At 68.2% G+C, this 20,123-nt stretch carries 19 protein-coding genes; 4 read left to right on the top strand and 15 right to left on the bottom strand.

All coding sequences use genetic code 11. From position 1 onward, the window contains the following. The first annotated feature begins 54 nt into the window (after window positions 1–54). From CP958_RS25285 to CP958_RS25270, 4 genes are read left to right on the top strand one after another with little or no spacing between them, the layout of a single operon-like run. Window positions 55–3,120, top strand: coding sequence for a PAS domain S-box protein (locus CP958_RS25285; protein WP_096704914.1), 3,066 nt, complete (start codon window positions 55–57; stop codon window positions 3,118–3,120). Between the two features lie 5 nt (window positions 3,121–3,125). Further along, a complete protein-coding gene (locus CP958_RS25280; protein ID WP_096705053.1) occupies window positions 3,126–4,337 on the top strand; it encodes a response regulator in 1,212 nt (403 codons plus the stop codon). Continuing rightward, a complete protein-coding gene (locus tag CP958_RS25275) occupies window positions 4,337–5,491 on the top strand; it encodes an HD domain-containing phosphohydrolase (RefSeq protein ID WP_096704913.1) in 1,155 nt (384 codons plus the stop codon). Before CP958_RS25280 ends, CP958_RS25275 begins: the two co-directional genes overlap by 1 nt. Before the next feature lie 5 nt (window positions 5,492–5,496). Further along, complete coding sequence (locus CP958_RS25270) at window positions 5,497–6,684, top strand: hypothetical protein (RefSeq protein ID WP_096704912.1); 1,188 nt, start codon at window positions 5,497–5,499, stop codon at window positions 6,682–6,684. On the opposite strand, the gene CP958_RS25265 is transcribed toward CP958_RS25270, so the two are convergent. The 15 genes from CP958_RS25265 to CP958_RS25200 form a co-directional block, all read right to left on the bottom strand. Beyond that, a complete protein-coding gene (locus CP958_RS25265; protein WP_096704911.1) occupies window positions 6,681–7,910 on the bottom strand; it encodes a beta-ketoacyl-ACP synthase in 1,230 nt (409 codons plus the stop codon). The genes CP958_RS25270 and CP958_RS25265 overlap by 4 nt on opposite strands. After that, complete coding sequence (locus CP958_RS25260) at window positions 7,910–8,629, bottom strand: 3-ketoacyl-ACP reductase FabG2 (RefSeq protein ID WP_096704910.1); 720 nt, start codon at window positions 8,627–8,629, stop codon at window positions 7,910–7,912. The genes CP958_RS25265 and CP958_RS25260 overlap by 1 nt, the downstream gene beginning before the upstream one ends. Further along, window positions 8,626–9,069 carry a hotdog family protein gene (locus tag CP958_RS25255; RefSeq protein WP_096704909.1) on the bottom strand — a complete coding sequence of 148 codons (444 nt, stop codon included), beginning with the start codon at window positions 9,067–9,069 and terminating at the stop codon, window positions 8,626–8,628. Before CP958_RS25255 ends, CP958_RS25260 begins: the two co-directional genes overlap by 4 nt. Further along, window positions 9,066–10,241, bottom strand: a complete 1,176-nt coding sequence (locus CP958_RS25250; protein ID WP_096704908.1) for a beta-ketoacyl-ACP synthase — start codon at window positions 10,239–10,241, stop codon at window positions 9,066–9,068. The genes CP958_RS25255 and CP958_RS25250 overlap by 4 nt, the downstream gene beginning before the upstream one ends. Beyond that, window positions 10,238–10,783 (bottom strand): DUF3261 domain-containing protein, encoded by a 546-nt coding sequence (locus tag CP958_RS25245; RefSeq protein ID WP_170959113.1) that lies wholly within the window; start codon window positions 10,781–10,783, stop codon window positions 10,238–10,240. The genes CP958_RS25250 and CP958_RS25245 overlap by 4 nt, the downstream gene beginning before the upstream one ends. A gap of 90 nt (window positions 10,784–10,873) precedes the next feature. After that, window positions 10,874–13,135, bottom strand: a complete 2,262-nt coding sequence (locus CP958_RS26595) for an MMPL family transporter (RefSeq protein ID WP_096704906.1) — start codon at window positions 13,133–13,135, stop codon at window positions 10,874–10,876. Continuing rightward, window positions 13,132–13,701: a LolA-related protein gene (locus CP958_RS25235; RefSeq protein WP_096704905.1), complete on the bottom strand. Its 570-nt coding sequence runs from the start codon at window positions 13,699–13,701 to the stop codon at window positions 13,132–13,134. Before CP958_RS25235 ends, CP958_RS26595 begins: the two co-directional genes overlap by 4 nt. Beyond that, window positions 13,698–14,108 (bottom strand): acyl-CoA thioesterase, encoded by a 411-nt coding sequence (locus tag CP958_RS25230; protein ID WP_096704904.1) that lies wholly within the window; start codon window positions 14,106–14,108, stop codon window positions 13,698–13,700. The genes CP958_RS25235 and CP958_RS25230 overlap by 4 nt, the downstream gene beginning before the upstream one ends. Further along, window positions 14,105–15,763: a glycosyltransferase family 2 protein gene (locus CP958_RS25225; protein ID WP_096704903.1), complete on the bottom strand. Its 1,659-nt coding sequence runs from the start codon at window positions 15,761–15,763 to the stop codon at window positions 14,105–14,107. Before CP958_RS25225 ends, CP958_RS25230 begins: the two co-directional genes overlap by 4 nt. After that, on the bottom strand, window positions 15,763–17,388 hold the full coding sequence (locus CP958_RS25220) for an AMP-binding protein (protein ID WP_170959112.1): 1,626 nt from the start codon (window positions 17,386–17,388) through the stop codon (window positions 15,763–15,765). Before CP958_RS25220 ends, CP958_RS25225 begins: the two co-directional genes overlap by 1 nt. Beyond that, window positions 17,385–17,966 carry a hypothetical protein gene (locus CP958_RS26590; RefSeq protein ID WP_170959111.1) on the bottom strand — a complete coding sequence of 194 codons (582 nt, stop codon included), beginning with the start codon at window positions 17,964–17,966 and terminating at the stop codon, window positions 17,385–17,387. The genes CP958_RS25220 and CP958_RS26590 overlap by 4 nt, the downstream gene beginning before the upstream one ends. After that, on the bottom strand, window positions 17,947–18,192 hold the full coding sequence (locus CP958_RS25215; RefSeq protein WP_096704901.1) for an acyl carrier protein: 246 nt from the start codon (window positions 18,190–18,192) through the stop codon (window positions 17,947–17,949). Before CP958_RS25215 ends, CP958_RS26590 begins: the two co-directional genes overlap by 20 nt. Beyond that, window positions 18,189–18,458 (bottom strand): phosphopantetheine-binding protein, encoded by a 270-nt coding sequence (locus tag CP958_RS25210; protein ID WP_096704900.1) that lies wholly within the window; start codon window positions 18,456–18,458, stop codon window positions 18,189–18,191. Before CP958_RS25210 ends, CP958_RS25215 begins: the two co-directional genes overlap by 4 nt. Further along, window positions 18,388–19,224 (bottom strand): lysophospholipid acyltransferase family protein, encoded by an 837-nt coding sequence (locus CP958_RS25205; protein WP_096704899.1) that lies wholly within the window; start codon window positions 19,222–19,224, stop codon window positions 18,388–18,390. Before CP958_RS25205 ends, CP958_RS25210 begins: the two co-directional genes overlap by 71 nt. Then, on the bottom strand, window positions 19,214–19,924 hold the full coding sequence (locus CP958_RS25200; protein WP_170959110.1) for a beta-ketoacyl synthase chain length factor: 711 nt from the start codon (window positions 19,922–19,924) through the stop codon (window positions 19,214–19,216). Before CP958_RS25200 ends, CP958_RS25205 begins: the two co-directional genes overlap by 11 nt. Window positions 19,925–20,123 lie beyond the last annotated feature (199 nt).

Genomic DNA, 20,123 nt, shown 5'->3' with positions numbered 1-20,123 from the left:
TTGACGTATGCTTACCGGTGAAAATCCGGGACACGCGACTTCCTTGGAGCTTGAATGCACAAGCTGCTGGCCCGTCAACTCCGCAAGGCCGCCGAAGGATCTCCCGACGGTACGGTGGATTTGACGCGTCTCATCGATATGGTCGACCGGGCCTATGAAGAGACCGAGCGGGAGCGCCGGCTGAAGGACCGCGCCCTCGACGTCATGCAGGAAGAAGTCGACGAGATGAGCCGCCGGGTGGCGGAGGAAGCCGAACAGCGCTTCAACCTGCTGATGGACAACGTGGGCGAGGCGGTGATCGTCATCGACGCCCGGGGACATATCGAAGGCTTCAACCGGGTCGCCGAAAATATCTTCGGCTACCGCGCCGACGAAGCCATCGGGCGCAACATCTCCTTCCTGATGCCCAGCGATCTGGCCTCGGTCCACGATTCATTCCTGTCGGAAGCCGACAGCCACAGCCGGACCCGCATCCTGGGCAAGGGCGGGCGCGAACTGCTGGGCAAGCGCAAGACCGGTGAAATCTTCCCCACCGAGATCGCCATCGGCGAAGTCACCACCGGCGGGCACCGCCAGTTCATCGGTGTCATCCGCGACATCACCCTGCGCCGGCAAGCCGAAATGGAACTGCGGGAAAGCGAAAGCCGCTTCCGCGATCTGGCCGGCTCGGCCTCGGACTGGTTCTGGGAGAGCGACGCCGAATATCGGCTGACCTTCGTCTCGGAACGCATCGGCAGCGTCCTGGGGGTCAAGCCGGCCGCCATCCTGGGGCACACCTGGTTCGAGATCGGCCTGGACGATCAGCCCGAACGGGCCGCCGCCCATTGGAACGATCTGCGGGCTCATGCCAGCTTCCGCGATCTGGTCTTCACCGTCGGCCCGCCCGACGGCAAGGATGCCAAGGTCATCCGCCTTAGCGCCATCCCCATGTTCTCGACCGACGGCAGCTTCACCGGTTATCGCGGCGTCGGCGCCGACATCACCCGCGAAGCCAGTGCGGTGGAACGGGCGATCCAGGCCCGCGAACAGCTTCGCGACGCTATCGACAGCATCACCGACGCCATCGCGGTCTACGACGAGGACGAGAAGCTGGTGATCTGCAACCAGGCTTATGCCGATACCCTGGACGGCTCCCACGAATTCCTGTTTCCCGGCATCGCCTTCGAGGACGTGCTGCGCAACGGCAACGAGCGCAGCTTCTTCGATATCGGCAACCAGGATTTCGAGGAATGGCTGGTCGGCCGCATGGCGCGCTTCCGCAACGCCGACGGCCATTCCTTCATCGTCAAGCTTTCCGGTGGGCGCTGGGTGCAGAGCCGGGAATGTCCGACCCGCGAGGGCGGCGTGGTGGCGGTGCGCACCGACATCACCCGCCTGAAGCGCCGCGAGGAGGATCTGGACAAACTGCGGCGGCGCTACGAGTTGATCCTGGACTCGGCCGGCGAGGGCATTGTCGGCCTCGATTCCTGCGGCCGGGTCACCTTCGCCAACCGCATGGCCGGCGAAATCATCGGCCGCAATTCGGTGGAGATGGTAGGCCAGTGCTTCCATTGCCTGGTCCATCCCGATCCACTCCGCTGCGAAGGCCCCTGCCCCGCCGCGGCGTCACCGGTAGTCGAGGCTTACCTGAGCGGTATTCCCGGCCAGATCAGCGGCGAGGTCTTTCGCGACTCGGACAACCGCGTCATCCCGGTGGACTACTTCGTCGCGCCGATCATCGAGAACGAGGAGCCCTCGGGGGCGGTGCTGGTCTTCCGCGACGCCACCCTGCGCCTGCAATTCGAGCGCAGCCTCGAGGAACAGCAGCGCGAACTGGCCCATCTGGTCGCCGAGCGGACCAGGGAACTGCAGCGCGAGATCGATATCCGCGCCCACACCGAGACCGCCCTGCGCGGCTCGCGCGAGCGGCTCAAGGGCATTACCGACAGCCTGTTCGAGGGCGTGCTGGTGGTCGATCGCGAGGGCTACATCTCCTTCGCCAACCCGTCGGCCAAGCAATTGCTGGAATGCGACGACAGCAGCGGCGATATCGAGGGCTATCCCCTCGAGATTTTGCTGCGGGTCAGGATGCCGACGGCGGATGTCGGCTTCGGCGATTCGCCATTCCGCCACGTCATTCAGGAAAACGCCACCTTCCGCGACGACGATGCCGTCTTCGTCACCGCGTCGGGCAAGGCTCTGTCGGTGGCCTATGCCTGCTCGCCCCTGGGCGAGGACGAGGACAAGCGCTCCGTGATCATCTCCTTCCGCAACATCGAGACGCTGAAGAAGGCGCAACGCGAGGCGGTCCAGGCCTCGCGGCTGGCCAGCGTCGGCCAGTTGGCCGCCGGCATCGCCCACGAGATCAACACGCCCATCCAGTATGTGGGCGACAATCTCCGCTTCCTCGACAACGCCCTGGGCAAGCTGGCGACGGCGGTGTCGGCGGGACGGGAACTGGCGGCCAGCGCCGTGGCGCACCCGGCCATGGGCGAATCCGTCGACAAATTCAACGCCGCCATCTCCCAGGCCAAGATTCCGTTCCTGCTGGCCGAGGTCCCGTCGGCGGTGAGCGAATCCCTGGACGGCGTCGCCCAGATCGCCCGCATCGTGCTGTCCATGAAGGAATTCTCCCATCCCGGCACCAGCACCAAGACCATGACCGACATGAACCGGGCGCTCGACAGCACCCTGACCGTGTCGCGCAACGTCTGGAAGCATGCCGCCGAGGTGGAGCGGCACTTCGACACCTCGCTGCCTCCGGTCCTCTGCCACGCCGGAGAATTGAATCAGGTATTCCTCAACCTGATCGTCAATGCCGCGCACGCCATCGAAACCTCGGGCAAGCCCCTGCCGGGGCGGATCACCATTTCCACCTCGCATCACGATGATCACGTGGAGATCATCGTCGCCGACAGCGGCACCGGCGTCCCCGAAGCCATCCGGGAACGCATCTTCGACCCGTTCTTCACCACCAAGGAGGTGGGCAAGGGGACCGGACAGGGTCTGGCCATCTGCCGCGACGTGGTGGTGGCCAAGCATGGCGGCAGCATGGACGTTGCCGACAACGACGGCGGGGGCGCCGCCTTCATCGTTCGCCTTCCCATCGGCGGGACCGGCGAAGCGGGGACCAAGGAATGACGGATATGCTGCGCGTTCTGTTTGTCGATGACGAGGCCCACATCCTCCGGGGCCTGCGCCGCTCCATGATGAGCATGGGCGAGGAATGGGACATGACGTTCTGTTCCTCCGGAGCGGAGGCCCTGGCCCTGATGCAGCAGGAGGCCGCCTTCGACGTGGTCGTCTCCGACATGCGCATGCCCAGCATGGACGGCGCCGAATTCCTGGGAATCGTGCGTCAGCGCCACCCGGAGACCATCCGGGTCATCCTGTCCGGCTATGCCGACGTGGAATCGATCCTGCGCACGGTGGGGCCGGCCCATATCTACCTGGCCAAGCCGTGCGACGCCGAAACCCTGCACGGCGCCATCTCGCGGCCCATCGCCCTGAAACGCCTGCTGTCGACCCCTTCGCTGCGGGCGGTGCTGGCCGGACTGAGCAACCTGCCGAGTCTGCCGGACGTGGTCTTCAAGGTGGACGAGGAACTGCGTTCGCCGCAATGCTCGGCCAAATCCATCGCCACTCTCATCGACCGGGACGTGGCCATGACGGCCGAATTGCTGCGGCTGACCAATTCCGCCTACTTCTCCGTGTCGAGCCCCGTCACCACCACCTTGCAGGCGGTCCGTACCATCGGGCTGGAGACCATCCAGGCCCTGGTTCTGCAGATCGGCATATTCCGCCAGTTCTCCGGCAGCCCCTCCGTCGCCCCCCTGCTCGAGTCCTTGACCGGCTATTGCCTGACCACCGCCAATCTGGCCGAGGCCATCGCCGGTTCCATGGGGGCCGATCAGACCACCGCCAAGGCCTCCCATTGCGCCGCCATGCTGTCGCGGATCGGCATTCTCGTCCTGCTGGACGCCTATCCTGAGGCCTATGAGCGGATACTGTCCCAGCCCACGGCCGGATTGTCCCTCTATCAGGCCGAGGAGCAGGCGTTCGGGGCCAATCACGCCCTGGTCGGCGCCTATTTGCTCGGATTATGGGGATTCAGCCCGCCGTTGGTGGAAGCGGTGGCCTTCGCCGGCACTCCCTCCCGCAGCCTCGGCCATGACAACGCCATACTGACGGCCCTGCACGCCGCCATTGCCCTCGGACCACCCTTGCCGTCAACGTTTCCGGCGGACATTCAAATCAAAAACAGCCTGGACATGGCCTATATTGTCGAAGCACGCAAGGACGGCCAGATTTCGCGCTGGCGCGAACTGGCACTCCAGATTTCCGGGGGGAACAAGTAATGCCGGAACGTATCCTGGTCATCGATGACGACCACCACCTGCTGTCGGGCCTGCGCCGCCAACTCAGCGACACCTTCGACGTCACCACCGCCCAGGGCGGCGGCGAGGCGCTGAACGAGGTCCAGACGGCCATGGCGGCCCAAACCCCCTTCGCCGTCGCCCTGTGCGACATGCGCATGCCGGGGATGGACGGCATCGAGACCCTGAAGCGGATCAGGGAACTGGCTCCCGATACCGTCAGGATCATGCTGACCGGCAACGCCGACCAGCAGACCGCCATCGAGGCCATCAACCAGGGCAACATCTTCCGCTTCTACACCAAGCCCTATCCGGTCGAGCAATTGCGCGAGGGGCTCGAGGCCGCCTGCGAGCAGTACCGGCTGGTGACGGCGGAAAAGGAGTTGCTGGAAAAGACCCTGACCGGCGCCATCAAGGTCCTGGTGGATATCGCCTCCATGAACGACGCGGTGGTCGCCGGTCTGGCCACCCGGCTGCGGGAATGGGTACGGCTGCTGACCACCGAATTCAAGATGCCCCAGCGCTGGCAGCTGGAAATCGCCGCCACCCTGGTGCCGGTCGGCCAGGTGGCCATTCCGCCCGAGCTGATCACCAAGAAGCGGGCGGGCGAAGCCCTGACCGACCTGGAAAAGTCGCTGTTCGAACGCAACCCGGAAGCGGCGCGCAACCTGATCGCCCATATCCCGCGGCTGGCCAAGGTCTCGGAGATCGTCTACCTGCAGGATCGCGGCTTCGACGGCAGCGGCTTCCCCGCCGACGGACCGGTCGGCAACGATATTCCGCTGGATGCCCGCCTGCTGAAGATTCTCAAGGATCTGGCCGAGGCGACCGAGGGCGGACCGCTGACCAAGGCGGCCTTCGCCGTCCTTGAACGCCGCCGCTCGCAATACGACCCCGTCCTGCTGCCCAAGGTGAAGACTTGCCTGGAACGGGTGGTCGACCTGATGCCGTCCACCTCCATGGAGGTGCCGCTGGCCTCGCTGCGCACCGGGCAGGTGGTGCTGTCCGACGTCAAGCTGGCCAACGGCCACCTGATCCTCGCCGCCAACACCCAGTTGAGCGGCGCCCAGATCGAGCGTCTGCACAATCTGCGGCGGATATTCACCTTCGCTGAACCCATCAAGGTCAGGATTTGACGGAAATGAGCGCGGCAAACACCGACGACACCAAACCGGTTGCCTGTGGTCTGGCCTGGCGGCTGCATGAACTGCTCGGCGCCACCAAGGCCCACGAGGGCCGCAGGCTGAGCTTCCTGGCGCTCGACCCCGCCCGCAAGCATTTCGGCCATGACTGGCCCAGGGTTTCGGCCAAGGTGCACGGGCTGGTGGCCGCCACCCTGAAAAGCTTCCTGTCCGATGGCGACGTCTATTCCGCCGCCGACGAGTTCTCGTACATCATCATGTCCAGCGGCCGCGAGGCCGGCGACTTCGACAAGCTGATGGAAGACATCAGTTCCGAGATCTCGTCGCGGCTGACCGGCAAGGGCATCGCCAAGCAACTGGTCGCCATCATTCACCTCAACGCCGACACGGACGACAGCCACGGCCCCCATCGGGGCAAGATCGCCCCGCTCGCCAGCATCGATCCGGCCGAGCATATCAGCAACATCGAACGGATCATGGGCGAGGCGGATTCCAGCATCGTCGAATTCAAGATCAGCGACGTCCACACCACCCTGTCCCCGGTCCTGTCCCTGGGCACCATGTCCACCTCGGCCTGGGCCTGCCTGGCGTCGCGGGTGGACGAGGACGAGGTCGGCCATTACGGCTACGACGTCCTGCCGGCCGAGGCCGATCCCCTGCTCTTCGCCGAACTGGATGCGCTGGCCGTCGAATACGGCGCCAAGCGGCTGAAGGAGGCGACGGACCGCCAGATGATCGTCCTGCTTCCCGTTCACCGCGTCACGCTGTCGTCGAAGAAATATCGCGAGATGTATCTCAAGATCTGCCACGGCCTGCTGGCCAACCGCAAGGAGCGGGTGATCTTCGACATCCACGGCATCGACGAGGGAACCCCCTCGAACCGCATCGCCGAGTACATGCAGTGGCTGCGCCCCTATGCCAAGTTCATCGCCATCACCCTGGACATGGACTTCGCCACCCTGTCCCCGTTCTCGGGCACCAACGCCATCTCCATCGGCACCGATATCCGGAGCCTGGACGATGATGCCGCCATCCAGAAGATCGGCAAGTTCGCCAGCCGGGTGAAGGCCGCCAACATGAAATGCCATATCCACGGCATCTCCACCAAGTTCCAGGCCGAACTCTGCCTGAAGCTGGACATCGACTACATGGACGGCGAACTGATCCTGGATACCACCCTGCCCTAACTCCCCCGGCGCAGGATCAGCGAGGCGTTGACGCCGCCGAAGGCGAAATTGTTGCTCATCAGGTATTCCGCGTCGATGCGGCGCGGCATGCCCTGGATGTAGTCCAGCTCGGCGCAGCGCGGGTCCACCTTGTCCAGATTGGCGGTATGGCAGCACCAGCCCTCCCGCATCATCTCGATGCCCAGCCACGCCTCGATGGCGCCGCAGGCCCCCAGGGAATGCCCGAAATAGCTTTTCAGCGAATGGACCGGCACGCGCGGCCCGAACACCGCCGCGGTGGCCGCCGCCTCGGCGATGTCGCCGCCCTCGGTGGCGGTACCGTGGCCGTTGACCACGCCGATGGCCCCGGCGTCGATGCCGGCGTCTTCCAGCGCCAGCCGCAGGGCCTGCTCCATGGTCCCGGGCTGCGGCTGGGTGACGTGATTGCCGTCGGCATTGGTGCCGAACCCCGCCACCTCGGCGTGAATGGTGGCGCCGCGCGCCCTGGCCCGGTCGTAATCCTCGAGGATCAGGGCGCCCGCCCCCTCGCCGATCACCAGGCCGTCGCGGTCCACGTCGAACGGCCGCGGGCTGAGATGGGGGGTGTCGTTGCGGGTCGAGGTGGCGAACAGGGTGTCGAACACCGCCGCGTCGGTGATGTCCAGTTCCTCGGCCCCGCCGGCCACCATGACATCGGCCTTGCCCCAGCGGATGGCCTCGGCGGCGAAGCCGATGGCCTGACTGGCCGAGGCGCAGGCGTTGGAGGTGGGGATCATCCGCCCGGTCAGGCCGAAGAACAGGCCGATATTCACCAAGGCGGTGTGGCTCATCATCTGGATATAGGTGGTGGCGTTGAGGTTCCTCGACTTGCCGCTCATCTTCAGTTCGTAGAAGCCCAGCACCGAATCCGGGCTGCCGAACGACGAGCCGAAGGCCGCTCCCGCCCGTCCGCCGGTCAACACCGGGTCGTTCAGCAGGCCGGAATCGGCCAGCGCCGTCTCGCTGGCCGCCACCGCCATGCGGGCGACCCGCCCCATGGTGCGGGTCTTCTTGCGCGGCCAATGATCGGGAAGGTCGAAGTCGAGGACCGGGGCCGCCAGGCGGGTATTGACCCCCTCGAAGCGGTCCCAGTCCGGGCTCATGGCGCGGATGGCGGTGCGCCCATCGCGCAAGGCGGCGCTGATGGTGGGCCAGTCGTGTCCCAGGGCGGTGATGCCGCCCATGCCGGTAACAGCCACCCTGCGCATCACACCATGCCCCCATTCACCGAAATCACCTGCCGGGTGATGTAGCCCGCCGCCTCGGAACACAGGAAGCCGACCACGGCCGCCACCTCCTCGGGCTGCCCCAGCCGGCGCATGGGGATCAGTTTCATGGCCTCGTCCAGGGGAACCCCGGCGATCATCCCCGTCTCGATCAGGCCGGGTGCCACGCAATTGACGGTGATGGAACGCTTGGCCAGTTCCAGGGCCAGGGCCTTGGTGGCGCCGATGATACCGGCCTTGGCCGCCGAGTAATTGACCTGTCCCCTATTGCCCACCAACCCCGAGACCGAGGACAGGGTCACGATCCGCCCGCCCTTGCGGGCCGAGACCATGGGCATGACCAGCGGCCGCAGCACGTTGTAGAAGCCGTCCAGATTGGTTCCCAGCACCTTGTCCCAATCCTCGTCCTCCATGGCTGGAAAGGCAGTGTCGCGGGCAATGCCGGCGTTGAGCACCGCCCCCCAATAGGGGCCGTTGGCCTCCATGTCGGCCTCCAGCGCCGCGCGGCAGCCGTCACGGTCGGCGGTGTCGAAGCGGATCAGCCGCCCGGCGCCGCCCATGGTGTCCAGGGTGGCCTGCGCCGCCGCCTCGTCGGAATGGTAGTGAACCACCACCCCAAAGCCGTCGGCCGCCAGTTTCAGCGCAATGGCCCGGCCGATGCCGCGCCCCGCCCCGGTGACGAGAATGGTTCTTGCCCTCATGAATTCCCCCCAACATCCTCCGGCTGGTAGACGCTCAGTTGCGCCTCGGCCAGCATTTCCCCCCCTGCACCGCCGATGCGGCAGTCGAACACCCCCATGCCCTGGTCGCGGAACACCAGCCGGGCGGTGATTTCCAGCCGCTCGCCGAACCGGAAGAACGGCCGGGCCGCCCTGTAGCGCCGGGTTCCCAGCAGGAAGCCCAGCCGTACGGCGCCACCCTCGCGCCGGGCTTCGGCTCCCGCCCACACGCCGCAGGTCTGGGCCATGAATTCGATACCCACATGGGCCGGCACGCCGTCCGGCCCGGCGAACGGATGGTCGGGACGAATGGTCACCGCCGCCACGGCGCCCTCGGCATCATAGGACAGCGCTTCGTCCAGCAGCAGCATGGGCCGGGCGTGGGGAAGCAATTCCCCGATGGGCCAGAGGCCGGCGCTCATGGCATCCCCCGGCGAAAGGCCAGACAGCAATTGCTGCCGCCGAAGGCAAAGGAGTTGGACAGGGCCGCCGGCCGCGACAGCCGGTGCCCCTCTCCCGCCAGATCGAGGCGCGGCAACAAGGGATCGGCCACGCCGTCCCACAGATGAGGCGGCAGGCGGCCGTCCGGGTTCCAGCGGAGCGACAGCATCAGCCACAGAAAGGCCGCCTCCACCGCTCCGGCGGCCCCCAGGGTATGGCCGGTCATGGCTTTGGTCGACGAGCACGGCACGCCCTGGGGGAACAGGGCCGCCACCGCCTTGGCCTCCATGGAATCGTTGAGCGCCGTGCCGGTGCCATGCAGATTGACGTAGCCGATCCCGGCCGGTGACAGCCCGGCATCGGCCAGGGCGGCGCCCATGGCGGCCAAGGCCCCGGCGCCTTCGGGATCGGGCGCGCTGACGTGGTGGGCGTCGGAGGTCTCGCCCAGCCCGGCCAGCTCGATCTTGGCCGGATCGGGGCTCAGCAGGAACAGCCCGCCGCCCTCGCCGATGGTGATGCCGGCCCGGTTGGCGGAGAACGGATTGCACGGACCGGGCGACAGCGCTTCCAGCGCCCCGAACCCGGTGACGGTCAGGCGGCAGAGGGTATCGGCACCGCCCACGATGGCCGCGTCGGCCAGACCGGCCCGGATCAGCCGCCGCGCCGAGGCCAGGGCCTTGGCGCCGGAAGAGCAGGCGGTGGCCACCACATAGGCGGGGCCGGACAGCCCCAGCAGATCGGCCAGAAACAGGGCGCCGCTCCCGGTCTCCTGCTGCCGGTAGTCAAAGCCCTCGGGCCATTCGCCCGTGCGGGCATGCCGGGCGAAAGCCGCCTCGCCCTCGGCGATGCCCGAGGTACTGGTACCGATCACCACGGCGATACGGTGAGCTCCGAAACGGCGGATCGCCTGGGCGATCTCGTCGGCCACCTCGGCGGCCAGGACGGCGAGCAGCCGGTTGTTGCGGCACTCCCAACGGCCCAGGGCGGCGGGCAGCGGCGGAATTTCCTCGGGCAGCGCCCCCAGCGGCACCGGAAACCCGTCCACATGGCGCAGGCCCCGGCGCGAACCGGCCAGCAACGGTCCCATGGTGGCGTCCTTGCCCATGCCGAGGCAGGAGGCGACCGCCATGGCGGGGAGATAAAGGCGGCTCACGGCGCCACCCTGGCCGAGCGGACCTCGATCTCGTAGCCCCACGGACGATTGACCAGCCGGGACAGACCGTTCCAGGGATCGCCCCGCCACGAGACGGCAATGGAATCGCCGACACTCCGCCCCTGGGGCGTCTGGATCAGGGGCGCGCCGCTCAAGCCCCGCCGCACCGCCTCCTCCGGCCAGTACAGCAGCACGATGTCGGCCAGGACATTCTCCGGCTTCAGGGTTTCGGGCAGCCAGTCGGCCCGCTCCACCACGATGCCGTCGCGGCTCCAGGTCACGGTCATGGCCCGCCGCCCCATGGAATCGCTGCCGGCCAGCAGCAGGCGCTCGCCATCCACCGACAGGCGGCACTCGAATACGAACGTCTCGCCGTCGCGCCGGGCCGTCACCAGTTGCACCGCGTCCTCGCGGCGGCCAAGCTCGCCCGGCGCCGGCAGGGCCAGGGTGACGCCCGGCGCTACCAATACCTGATCGGACGCGGGCGGCACGGTGGCGCAGGCGGCGAGGACGAGGGTAAGGAGGAGAACGGCTGCGCGCATCGACAGGGGTCCGAAAAAAAGGGCCGTCATCATGGAATGACGGCCGCTGGTTTTGTATGCCGCCGCCTGAACAAAATCAATGGATGCAGATCATTCCCGCCGCGCCACCGACGGCGACAGCAGGAAGGCCAGCGCCACTCCCACCAGCATGGTGGCGCCGAAGGCCCGCACCGCCGCCACCTCGCTCGCCGCCAGCAGGCCGAAGGACAGCAAGGTGGTGACCATGGCGAGACTGACCGACACCAGGGTCACCGGATCGCGCCGGTCGTCCTCGGCGCAGAACACGGCGTAATCGGTGCCGATGGACAGCACCAGCACCAGGGCCATGGCGGCGAAGAACGAGAAGCCGATACCGGCCAGGGCCAGCAGCGGCGGAGTCAGCAACACCGCCCCCGCCGCCGGCAGCATCACCCGCACCGCCCCCTTGGCCCCATAGCGCCAGGCCAGCAACGGCACCATCAGCAGGGTCGAGGCCGCCACCAGCATCAAAGCGCGGTGGCGATAGCTTTGCAGCAGCAGATTGAGATCGCCGGTGGGATCGACGAAGCGCACGCCGTCCAGCCCCTGGGCGGCGGCGCGCAGGGCGGCGGATGGCGCGTCACCGTCCACCATCGCCACATGCAGCCGCTCGTCCAGCACCAGGGCGTCGAGGAACGGCAGGCCGCCCGTGGCCCGGATATGGGCCAGGGACAGCGGCCGGGCGGGCGCATCCCGCTCCGCCGGCTCAGCCATGCCCAACCCGGCGCGGTAGGCGGCAAGATGGGGGGCGTAAAGCGCCCGCTCGGCCAAGGCGGCGTTGTCGGCCTGACGTTCGGCGGAGGGCACGAAACGCGCCGCCGCCTGCCAGCCGCTCAACCCGGCCAGACGCTCGTCCAGGGCCTCTTCCCGCTCCAGCACCTGCTGCTCGTCGCCGCCCTGCACCAGGAAGAAGCGCCCGGCCTGACCGAAACCGGCCAGACGCTGAATCTCCGCCTGCTCCGCCGCCAGAACCGGCGACAGCCCCTGCTGGCGCCGCATGTCGTCGTCCACCTGCAGCCGGGACAGCCCGAAGGCTCCCACCAGGGCCAGAGCCGCCAAAACCAGCCGACGCGCCCGGCCATGTCCCGCCTCGTCCCAGAACCGCCACAGCCGGTTGGCCGCGGCCGCCAGCCGCGGATTCAGCCGGGCGGCGGGCGCGCGGTCGAGCAACGGGAACCACAGCACCACCGACAGGAACGAGCCGGCCAGCCCGACGCCCGAGAACACCGCCACCTGATGCAATCCGGGAAACGGCGAGAACGCCAGGGCGCCATAGCCGATGATGGTGGTGGCCGCCCCCAGGGCGATGCCGGGCAGCACATGGGCGAGCCGCCGGGCCGGATCGGTGCGCGGCGTGAATATCTGGCCGAAATACAGCAGGGCGTAATCCACGGCGATACCGATCAGGGCGGCGCCGAACATCTGGGCCGCCACATGCAGCGAGCCGAACAGGAAAAGGCACACGGACAGCGCGGTGGCCAATCCGGCGCCGATGGCCGCCAGCGACAGCAGCAGCGGGCGGAGCGAGCGGAAGGTCAGCACCACCAGCAGCACCGTCCCGGCCAGGGAGAGCAGCCCGATGCGCGCCGATTCGCCCATGGCCTGCTCGGCCCCGGCCTGGGCGAAGAACACGGCGCCCAGGCGCAGGATGCGGGTTCCCTCGGGCGCCCGCGCCTGGGCGGATTCGAAGGCGGCGACAAAGCGCTTCTGGAAATCCAGGTCGAAGGCCTCGCCGGTGATGCGGAGGCTTTGCAGCACCCAGGTGGTGCCGCCCTCCACGACCGTGGGCAGCCCCTCGTCCATGCTCATGCGGTTGGCCGGGGTGGGCAGGCTGCCCAGGAAGGCGGGGAACAGCAAGAAGGGATCGCGGGCCAGCAGGCGCGAGTCCACCGCTCCGCCGAAGCCGTAGATCTGCGACAGCGCCCGCTTGACCAGCCCCTCGCCCTCGCCGTGCAGCAGCTTCCGGCGGTCGCCCTCGGCCAGCAGGCCCGCCCGGTGGACGAAATAGGCGGCGCCCAGCCGCTTGACCGCCGCCTCGTCGGGTACATCGCCCTCGGGCCGCACCAGCCCCGCCTCCACCAAGGCCCGCCGCAGGTCCTGGGCGGCGGAACGGGCCTTGTCCCGCTCGGCATGGCCGACCATGACCACCACCCGCCCCGACAGCGAGCGGGCCACCCGGTCCTTGGCGGCCTGAATCTCCGGCTCGCGCTCCTCGCGCGGCAACAGGGCCATGATGTCCGTCTCGCGCGGCAGGCCGTGAAGGGACAGACTCGCCACATGGACGACGGCGGCCAGCACCAGGGCCAGCCACAGCAGGGCGAGAACTTTCCTCACTTGAGCAGCGCCGACTCGGCGGCGTCCAGCGGGCGGGCGTTGATCTCCTGCCGGGTGAAGACCAGACGATCCATGTCGCCGCCCGGCTTGGTGATCTCCACCTCCTCGACGAAGCGGCCCAGCCTCGCGGCGATGGCGGGAACATGGGGATCGTCGGGCCGGAGCGGCTGCAGCCGGATACGCTCCGCCTCGCGCGTGATGGCGAAGGTGCCGTCCAGCGCCCGCCAGTCACCGGCCAGGGCGGCGGCCATCATGTCGTAGAGCCGGGCCAGAAACGGCAGCCGGGCGGTGGACAGGCGGGTGGTCTCGGCGCCGTCGACGCTTTGCACCAGCCCGGCCGGGGTGACCACCGTGGTGATGGCGAAGGGCGTCTCGGCCCGCCAGATCAGGCCGCGCCCCGGCGCCACCAGGAAGCTGCCCTCGGAGCGCAAGGGAGCGGCGAAGCCCTGCATATGACGCTCCTGCACGAAGCGGCCGCGCAGCACGTCGCCATCCTTCAGCATGGCGGTCTCGGCCAGGGCCGGGCAGGCGAACAGCAGCAGGACCAGGGCGATCAGGCGGCTCACGGCAACACCTTCCGCACCTTGTCGAGGAGAATGGCCGGCGATTCCAGGCACAACTCGCCCGAGCCGGCCTCCACCGCCAGTTGGGTGGTGGTGGCCTTGGTCAGCACCTCGCCGCTGTCCGCGTCGAGAATGCGGTACTCGATGCGCAGCCGGTTCTCGTACTCGGTCAGTTGCGCCACCACCCGGATACGCTGGGCGAACCGGATGGGCCGCACGTATTTCAGCCGCAGGTCGACGATGGGCCAGATGTAGCCCGACTCCTCCATCTGGGGGTAGTTATAGCCGATGCGGTCCAGCAGGGCGCAGCGCGCCTCCTCCAGGAAACGGGGATAATTGCCGTGCCAGACCACCTGCATGGGGTCCAGGTCATAGAACTGCGCCGTCAGGGTGATTTCGGCGGAAATCATCGGGCTTTCTCCCCCTTGTCCCCAAGTTCCGGGGGCCAGAAATCAAAGAAGTTGTACCACTGGAAGGGTGCCGCCCGGCATTCCCGCTCCAGGCGGGACGCATAGCGCCGGACGTGTTCGGTGATGGCGTCCCGGCGCCGGCCGCGCGGCAGATCGACACGGTCGGCGAAGGGCTCCAGGGCCAAAGTCCAGCCGCCATCGTCCTTGCGACGGCAGAACAGCAGATAAACGGGACAGTCCAGCAGGGCGGCCAGCAGCCACGGGCCTTGCGAGAACTCCGCCGCCTCGCCCAGGAAGGGCGCCCGGCACACCCGGCCCCGGGACAGGACCGGCACCCGGTCGCCCGCCATGGCGATCCACTCGCCCGCCTCGATGCGCTCGCGCAGCAAGATGGCGGTGTCGGGACCGATCTCGGTGACCTGAAGCATGCGGGCCGCCGCCTCGCCGCGATGGGCCTCCAGCAGACGGTTGTAGTTCTCGGCGTGGCGGGTATGGACCAGCACGGTCAGCCGCCGCCGCAGGGCCGGGTCCATCAGGGCATGGGATAGCTCGGCGTTGCCGTGGTGGCTGACCACCAGCAGGGCGCCGCGCGGATCGGCGGCGGCCCGGGCGACGAAACCGTCGGCCTCCAGCATCCGGGGCGGAATGGCCCGGCTCCAGGCGGCGAAGGCATCCAGGGCGCGGCCGGCGAAATCCATGAAATGGCGAAAGCCCTCGGCCAGGGTCGGCGGACGGTTCAGCACCCGGCCGAGATAGGCCCGCGACGCCCGGCGCTGCTCGGTTCCGGTCAGGAAGAAATAGAGCACGATGGGAGTCATCACCCAGGCGCAGCCGCGCCGCCCCAGCAGGCGGTAGGCCCCGGCGACGAAGGCCAGTCCCCAGGCGCCGCCGCGCTCGGCCAGTTGCGCCCAATGCCGCCCGCCGCCCGGCGGCCGGTGGCGCAGAATTTCGGGCAACCGCCACAGCAGGTTCAGCACCAGACGGGTGTGCATACGGCTGATGCGGACATTGTCGGCCAGCATGCGGAAATTGGAGGTATTGCCCTCGGGATAGGTCACCCGCACCGGCACCATAACCGGAGGAACACCACGCCAGAACAGCCGCACCATGATCTCGGTGTCGAAATCCATGCCGCGCCCGATGGTCTCGGACCCGGCCAGGGCCAGACAGGGCTCCAGGGGATAGACGCGAAAGCCGCACATGCTGTCGCCGATGCGAAAGCTCAGGGTCTCGACGAAGACCCAGAGATGGGTGATCCAACGGCCGATCCTACGCCCCGGGGGAATGCTGGCGTCATAGAGGGGCTTGCCGCTCACCACCGCTCCCGGCTGGGCCTCGGCCGCCGCCAGCAGGCGCGGCAGGGCGGCGAGATCGTGCTGGCCGTCGGCGTCCACCTGCACCGCATGGCTGAACCCCGCCGCCGCCGCGAGGCGAAAGCCGTCCAGCACGGCCGCCCCCTTGCCGCCGTTGGCCGGGCGGCGGGCGACGGTCACGCCGTCGCCGGGGGCATGCAAGGCGGCGATGGCCGATCGCGCCGGCTCGGCGCTGCCGTCGTCGACGATGAAGACCGGCAGGCCGAAATCCCGCAGCCGCCCGACCACGCCGGGCAGGGCGGTCCAGTGGTTGTGGCTGGGAACGATGGCGCAGACCTTCATCACAGGTACACCGTTCCCGACGAGCAGACATCGTCACCCCGCCGGTATTCGAAGGCCAGCCGGCCCTTGGCGGCATCGTGGCGAAGCGCCAGGGCCACATGGTGGCCGGGACGGATCACCGCCTTGAACTTGATCTGGAACTCCTGGGCGGCCGGCAGGGACAGGCCCAGCTCGGTACGGGCGAAATGGGCGGCCCAATCCAGCTGGACCACTCCCGGCAGGATGGGGTGGCCGGGGAAATGGCCCTGGAACCACGGCAGGCCGGTGCCGATTTTCAGATCGAGCGCCACCGCTCCCTCTCCGGTTTCCCGGCGCCCCAGGACGGCGGGCAGCCGGTCCGGGGCGGCGAACAGTTCGGCCAGATCGGCGGCGCGGCACTTGCCCATGTCGCCCATCGGCAAAGCCTCGACGAAGCGCCAGCGGCGCGGCAAACAGATCGGCTCCAGCCCGGCGGCCAATTGGCGCCGCAACCGGCGCCCGAAGCGGAACCGCCCCAGGGCGCCCAGGGCCTCCCGCCCCTCCCCGCCCAGCACCAGCACGGCGGCCAGCCGGCCATCCAGTACCAGCACGGCGGCGCGCTCCACCTGGGGCAGGGCCTCCAGCGCCCGCTCCACCTCGTCCAGGCTGATGCGCTTGCCCTCGACCTTGGCCACGCGGTCGGCCCGGCCCATCAGGCGGAAACCGCCATCCGCCATGGTCTCCATATGGTCGGCGATGTCCAGCCGCCCCACCGGAGCGTCCAGGCGCAACAGGCCCTCGGCGGTCGGCGCGATGCCATAGCCGGGCAAGGGATGCCAGGACGGCTCTCCCGCTCCGTCGCGCCGCCGCGTCGCCATGGCCCCCGTCTCGGTACTGCCGTAGATTTCGGTCACCGGAACGCCCAGCACACAGGCGGCATCGCCGGCCGCCGCCTCGGGCAGCGGTGCGCCGGCCGACAGCACCATGCGCGGCCGGCGGCCGGGGAGCAGAGGCTCCAGCCCGCCCAGCCGGGTCAGATGGGCGGGCGAGGTGACCAGCAGGGCGCCTTCCGGCATCTCGGCCAGCAGCGTTTCCCACAGATCATGCCGCCCGGCCAGGAACGGCCGTCCCGCCGCCAGCGGCCACAGCAGCTTGAACACAAGACCATAGACATGGTGATGGGGCACGGTGGCGAGAGCCACCGCCCCGGCCAGATACTCCCCCCACAGGGCATGCAGGGCTTCCAGTTCGGCGCTCAGGTTCCCCAGGCCACGCTCGACCCGCTTGGCGGCGCCGGTGGAGCCCGACGTATGGAAGATCAGCCGCGAACCCTCGGCCGACAGAGCGGGCTTCCACTCCGCCGCGCCGGGGACGAAGGACGCGTCCACCACCCGCTCCACCTGCCCGGCCAGGGCCGCCAGGGTGGCGGGCTGGGTGTTGACCGGCAGAATCACCGCCGCCCCGGCGCTCAGCGCCCCCAGCAGCCCCACGGCGAAATCCCAGGAATCGTCGCCGATCACCGCCACCCGGCGGCAACCGGCCAATTGCCGCGCCGTCCCGCCGATCTCGGCGCAGAAGCGTTGCCAGCGCAAGGTCTCGCCCCGGCGGAAAGCCACCACGTGATCGGGCGCAAAGGCGGCGGGCGACAGATGCTCGAGACGGATCACCGCAAGGCCTCCCGCGTCCGCACGCGGCGGCGTACCGCATATTCCACGGCGAACAGGGTTCCCATCAGCACGTAGGCGATCAGGCCGTTGTAGAGGGCCCACACCCCCATGTCCCCCAGGGCGGCGGTCATGAGCGACAGCCCGGCATTGCCCAGCAGAAACAGACACCAGATCAGGCTGACCCGGCGCATATAGGCCCGCGCCGCCGGGCTGGGGGCCGGTTCGGTCATCATGGCGAAACATTCCACCAGGCAGGGGTCCCGGCGCAGGGACAGGCCGAAGGCCGTCGCCATGCCCAGGCTCATCATTACCGGATAGGCCAGCACGGCCGTGGCGGGCCTCAGCAGCCCCAGGCTGCCGGTTACCGCGAAGATGCCGATCAGGGCCGGCATCAGCGCGCGGGCGGCGGCGGTGCGGCGAAGGACGAGCAGACGCCCGGCGATCAGCCCCAAGGCAACCAGGACCATGGCCCCGGCCGGAACCCGCCCCAGGGAAAGATAGACGGCGACGGGATAGGCGAGCCCCAGGGCGCCTACCACCGCGACGGCGAGGCCGGGTCTACTCGGCGAGGAGGTCATGGACGCGGTCGACCACGTCGGAAACCGTGCGCACCGTCTTGAACTGGTCCGGCTTGATCTTGCGGCCGGTCAGGTCCTGCAGCCGCACCACCAGATCGACCGCGTCGATGCTGTCCAGGTCCAGATCCTCGAACAGCCGGGCGTCCGGCGTCACCTTGTCGGCGGCAACCTCGAACATCTCCTGGAGATATTCGGACAGGGTGGCGAAAATCTCCTCGCGGGTCACGCTTTCACCTCGTTGTTGGCGCTGATGAACTGGGCCAGATTGCGGATATTGGCGAAGTGGCGCTTCACTTCGTCGGATACCGTCTCGATCTTGATGCCGTAGGCCTTGCGGATGGCGACCCCCAGTTCCAGGGCATCGATGGAATCGAGGCCCAATCCGCTATCGCCGAACAACGGCTCGTCCGAGCCGATATCCTCAGGCGACAAGTCCTCCAGCTTCAGCGCCGAAACGATCAGGTGTTTCAGCTCCAGTTCCAGTGCATCCATGATTGGAATTTTCCAAGTAGAATTCTTCAATAAAGCCGACAAGGCGACGGGATGATTGCGACCGGAAGCGATATCCCATGAACTGCTTTATGTCCAGGCGGTCGCAAACCTTCATGTGAAATTCTGTTCTCTTTTCCGGCACCCGCCACCATGGGTTGCCCTTGTGGAGAAGCGGCGGTTCGACCGAGATGCGGATCATCTGCAGATCGGCCTCGGCCAGCAGGGCGATGTTGGCGAAACCCCGGTGCAGTTTCATGGGCTGCCCGCGCACCGTGCGGGTGCCCTCGGGGAAGACGATCAGGTTGTTGCCGGCCCGCAGCGTCTCGATGCATGAACGCACCAGATCCTCGGGCTCCAGGTCGTTGCGGATATAGCCGGCGCCCTCGACGGTCAGGCGGAAGAACGGATTCTTCCACAACGCGCCCTTGACCACGCACTGGACGTTGGGCACCGCCGCCATGATCATCACCACGTCCAGCAGCGAAGGGTGGTTGGCGACGATCATGGCGCCCCTCAGATCCTTCAGCCGTTCCGCCCCCTCGACCCGCACGTCGGCCACCTTCATCAGGTGGATGGCACGGCAATAGAGCCTGAAGCTCATGTGCAGCACCCACTGGATGCGCCGCCGCCGCCGCTCGCGGTCACGGGTCAGCAGGGCGGTCAGCGGAAAGACCGTCATGGCCATCAGGCTGCCGCCCACGCCGATGATCGCCAGGAACAGGCCGGTGCCGAAGGATCGCCAGAGCAGTTCGAGCCTACGCCGCATGACGCCACCGCCAGATCATGCGCTCGCCACAGGCCGAACTCTCCGCCGCCTCGCCCTCCAGCAGACGGGCGAAGGCCACGGCCGGGCAATCCCGCCCCGACACCCCGGCCGGCGCGAACTCCATGACGAAGGTGCCGGGGGCATCACCGGCCGGCGACAGCAGCAACGCCAGGGCGACGGCCGGCTCTTCGCCTCCCCCCACCGGGGCGTATTGCGGCGGCAGGGACTCGTCGAAATGCATGAGCAGCACGCTCGGCGTTCCGTCACCCAACGCCGCCGCCGCCTCCAGCAGGGCGCAACAGAACGATTCGCCGCCCGCCGCCACGGCGGTATGGCCGGCATGGTTGCCCGAGGCGATGGACAGCAACCCCGCCAAGCCATGATGAACCGCCAGACTGAACTCGGCGGGCGACACCTCGCCGCTGGCCGCCAGACTGTCCAGCAGCCCCAGGGTGCGGGCGTATTCGCCGTGACGCGAACTCAGCACGATGAGCGGCTCCGCCCCCGGCCGTCCGGCGAGGACGGTCCAGGCGGCTTCCAGCGCCTTGCGGCCGACGGGCGTGATGCGACGGCGCAGCGACGCGGGAAGGGGCGGCCCGCCGGCGCGGATATCTCCGCCGGCAGCCAGTACGTCCCGGCCGGGCAGCCATCCAGCCCAAGCCTGGAGGCCGAACGCCACCGACTGCGATGCAACTCGCATGAAAACCCTGCCCCCCAACTGCCCCCTCCCCGCCAGCCGGTTCCGCGTTCGTCGCGCGGCTACGCCTGAAGGTTGCCTTGCCGAGGATAGATACATCATTCATAGCGACAGGCAAGAGGCGAGAAAGGAGCGCCTCGGGTTTGCGTACACATCCGAAGTTTACTACAATCCCCGCCGAACACAACCGAAGGGGCGCGGG

This window comes from Magnetospirillum sp. 15-1 (genome assembly GCF_900184795.1).
GTDB lineage: Bacteria > Pseudomonadota > Alphaproteobacteria > Rhodospirillales > Magnetospirillaceae > Phaeospirillum.
Note: the sequence above shows the minus strand (reverse complement) of the source record. Positions and strands in the feature narration are given on the sequence as shown.

Bases quoted from the DNA above. Each gene is read 5' to 3' on its own strand.
- CP958_RS25275 (WP_096704913.1), top strand. From the start codon at position 4,337: ATGCCGGAACGTATCCTGGTCATCGATGACGACCACCACCTGCTGTCG.
- CP958_RS25210 (WP_096704900.1), bottom strand. From the start codon at position 18,458: ATGGATGCACTGGAACTGGAGCTGAAACACCTGATCGTTTCGGCGCTG.
- CP958_RS25270 (WP_096704912.1), top strand. From the start codon at position 5,497: ATGAGCGCGGCAAACACCGACGACACCAAACCGGTTGCCTGTGGTCTG.
- CP958_RS26590 (WP_170959111.1), bottom strand. From the start codon at position 17,966: ATGACCTCCTCGCCGAGTAGACCCGGCCTCGCCGTCGCGGTGGTAGGC.
- CP958_RS25280 (WP_096705053.1), top strand. From the start codon at position 3,126: ATGCTGCGCGTTCTGTTTGTCGATGACGAGGCCCACATCCTCCGGGGC.
- CP958_RS25285 (WP_096704914.1), top strand. From the start codon at position 55: ATGCACAAGCTGCTGGCCCGTCAACTCCGCAAGGCCGCCGAAGGATCT.
- CP958_RS25230 (WP_096704904.1), bottom strand. From the start codon at position 14,108: ATGATTTCCGCCGAAATCACCCTGACGGCGCAGTTCTATGACCTGGAC.
- CP958_RS25205 (WP_096704899.1), bottom strand. From the start codon at position 19,224: ATGCGGCGTAGGCTCGAACTGCTCTGGCGATCCTTCGGCACCGGCCTG.
- CP958_RS25265 (WP_096704911.1), bottom strand. From the start codon at position 7,910: ATGCGCAGGGTGGCTGTTACCGGCATGGGCGGCATCACCGCCCTGGGA.
- CP958_RS25225 (WP_096704903.1), bottom strand. From the start codon at position 15,763: ATGAAGGTCTGCGCCATCGTTCCCAGCCACAACCACTGGACCGCCCTG.
- CP958_RS25255 (WP_096704909.1), bottom strand. From the start codon at position 9,069: ATGAGCGCCGGCCTCTGGCCCATCGGGGAATTGCTTCCCCACGCCCGG.
- CP958_RS25245 (WP_170959113.1), bottom strand. From the start codon at position 10,783: ATGCGCGCAGCCGTTCTCCTCCTTACCCTCGTCCTCGCCGCCTGCGCC.
- CP958_RS25260 (WP_096704910.1), bottom strand. From the start codon at position 8,629: ATGAGGGCAAGAACCATTCTCGTCACCGGGGCGGGGCGCGGCATCGGC.
- CP958_RS25200 (WP_170959110.1), bottom strand. From the start codon at position 19,924: ATGCGAGTTGCATCGCAGTCGGTGGCGTTCGGCCTCCAGGCTTGGGCT.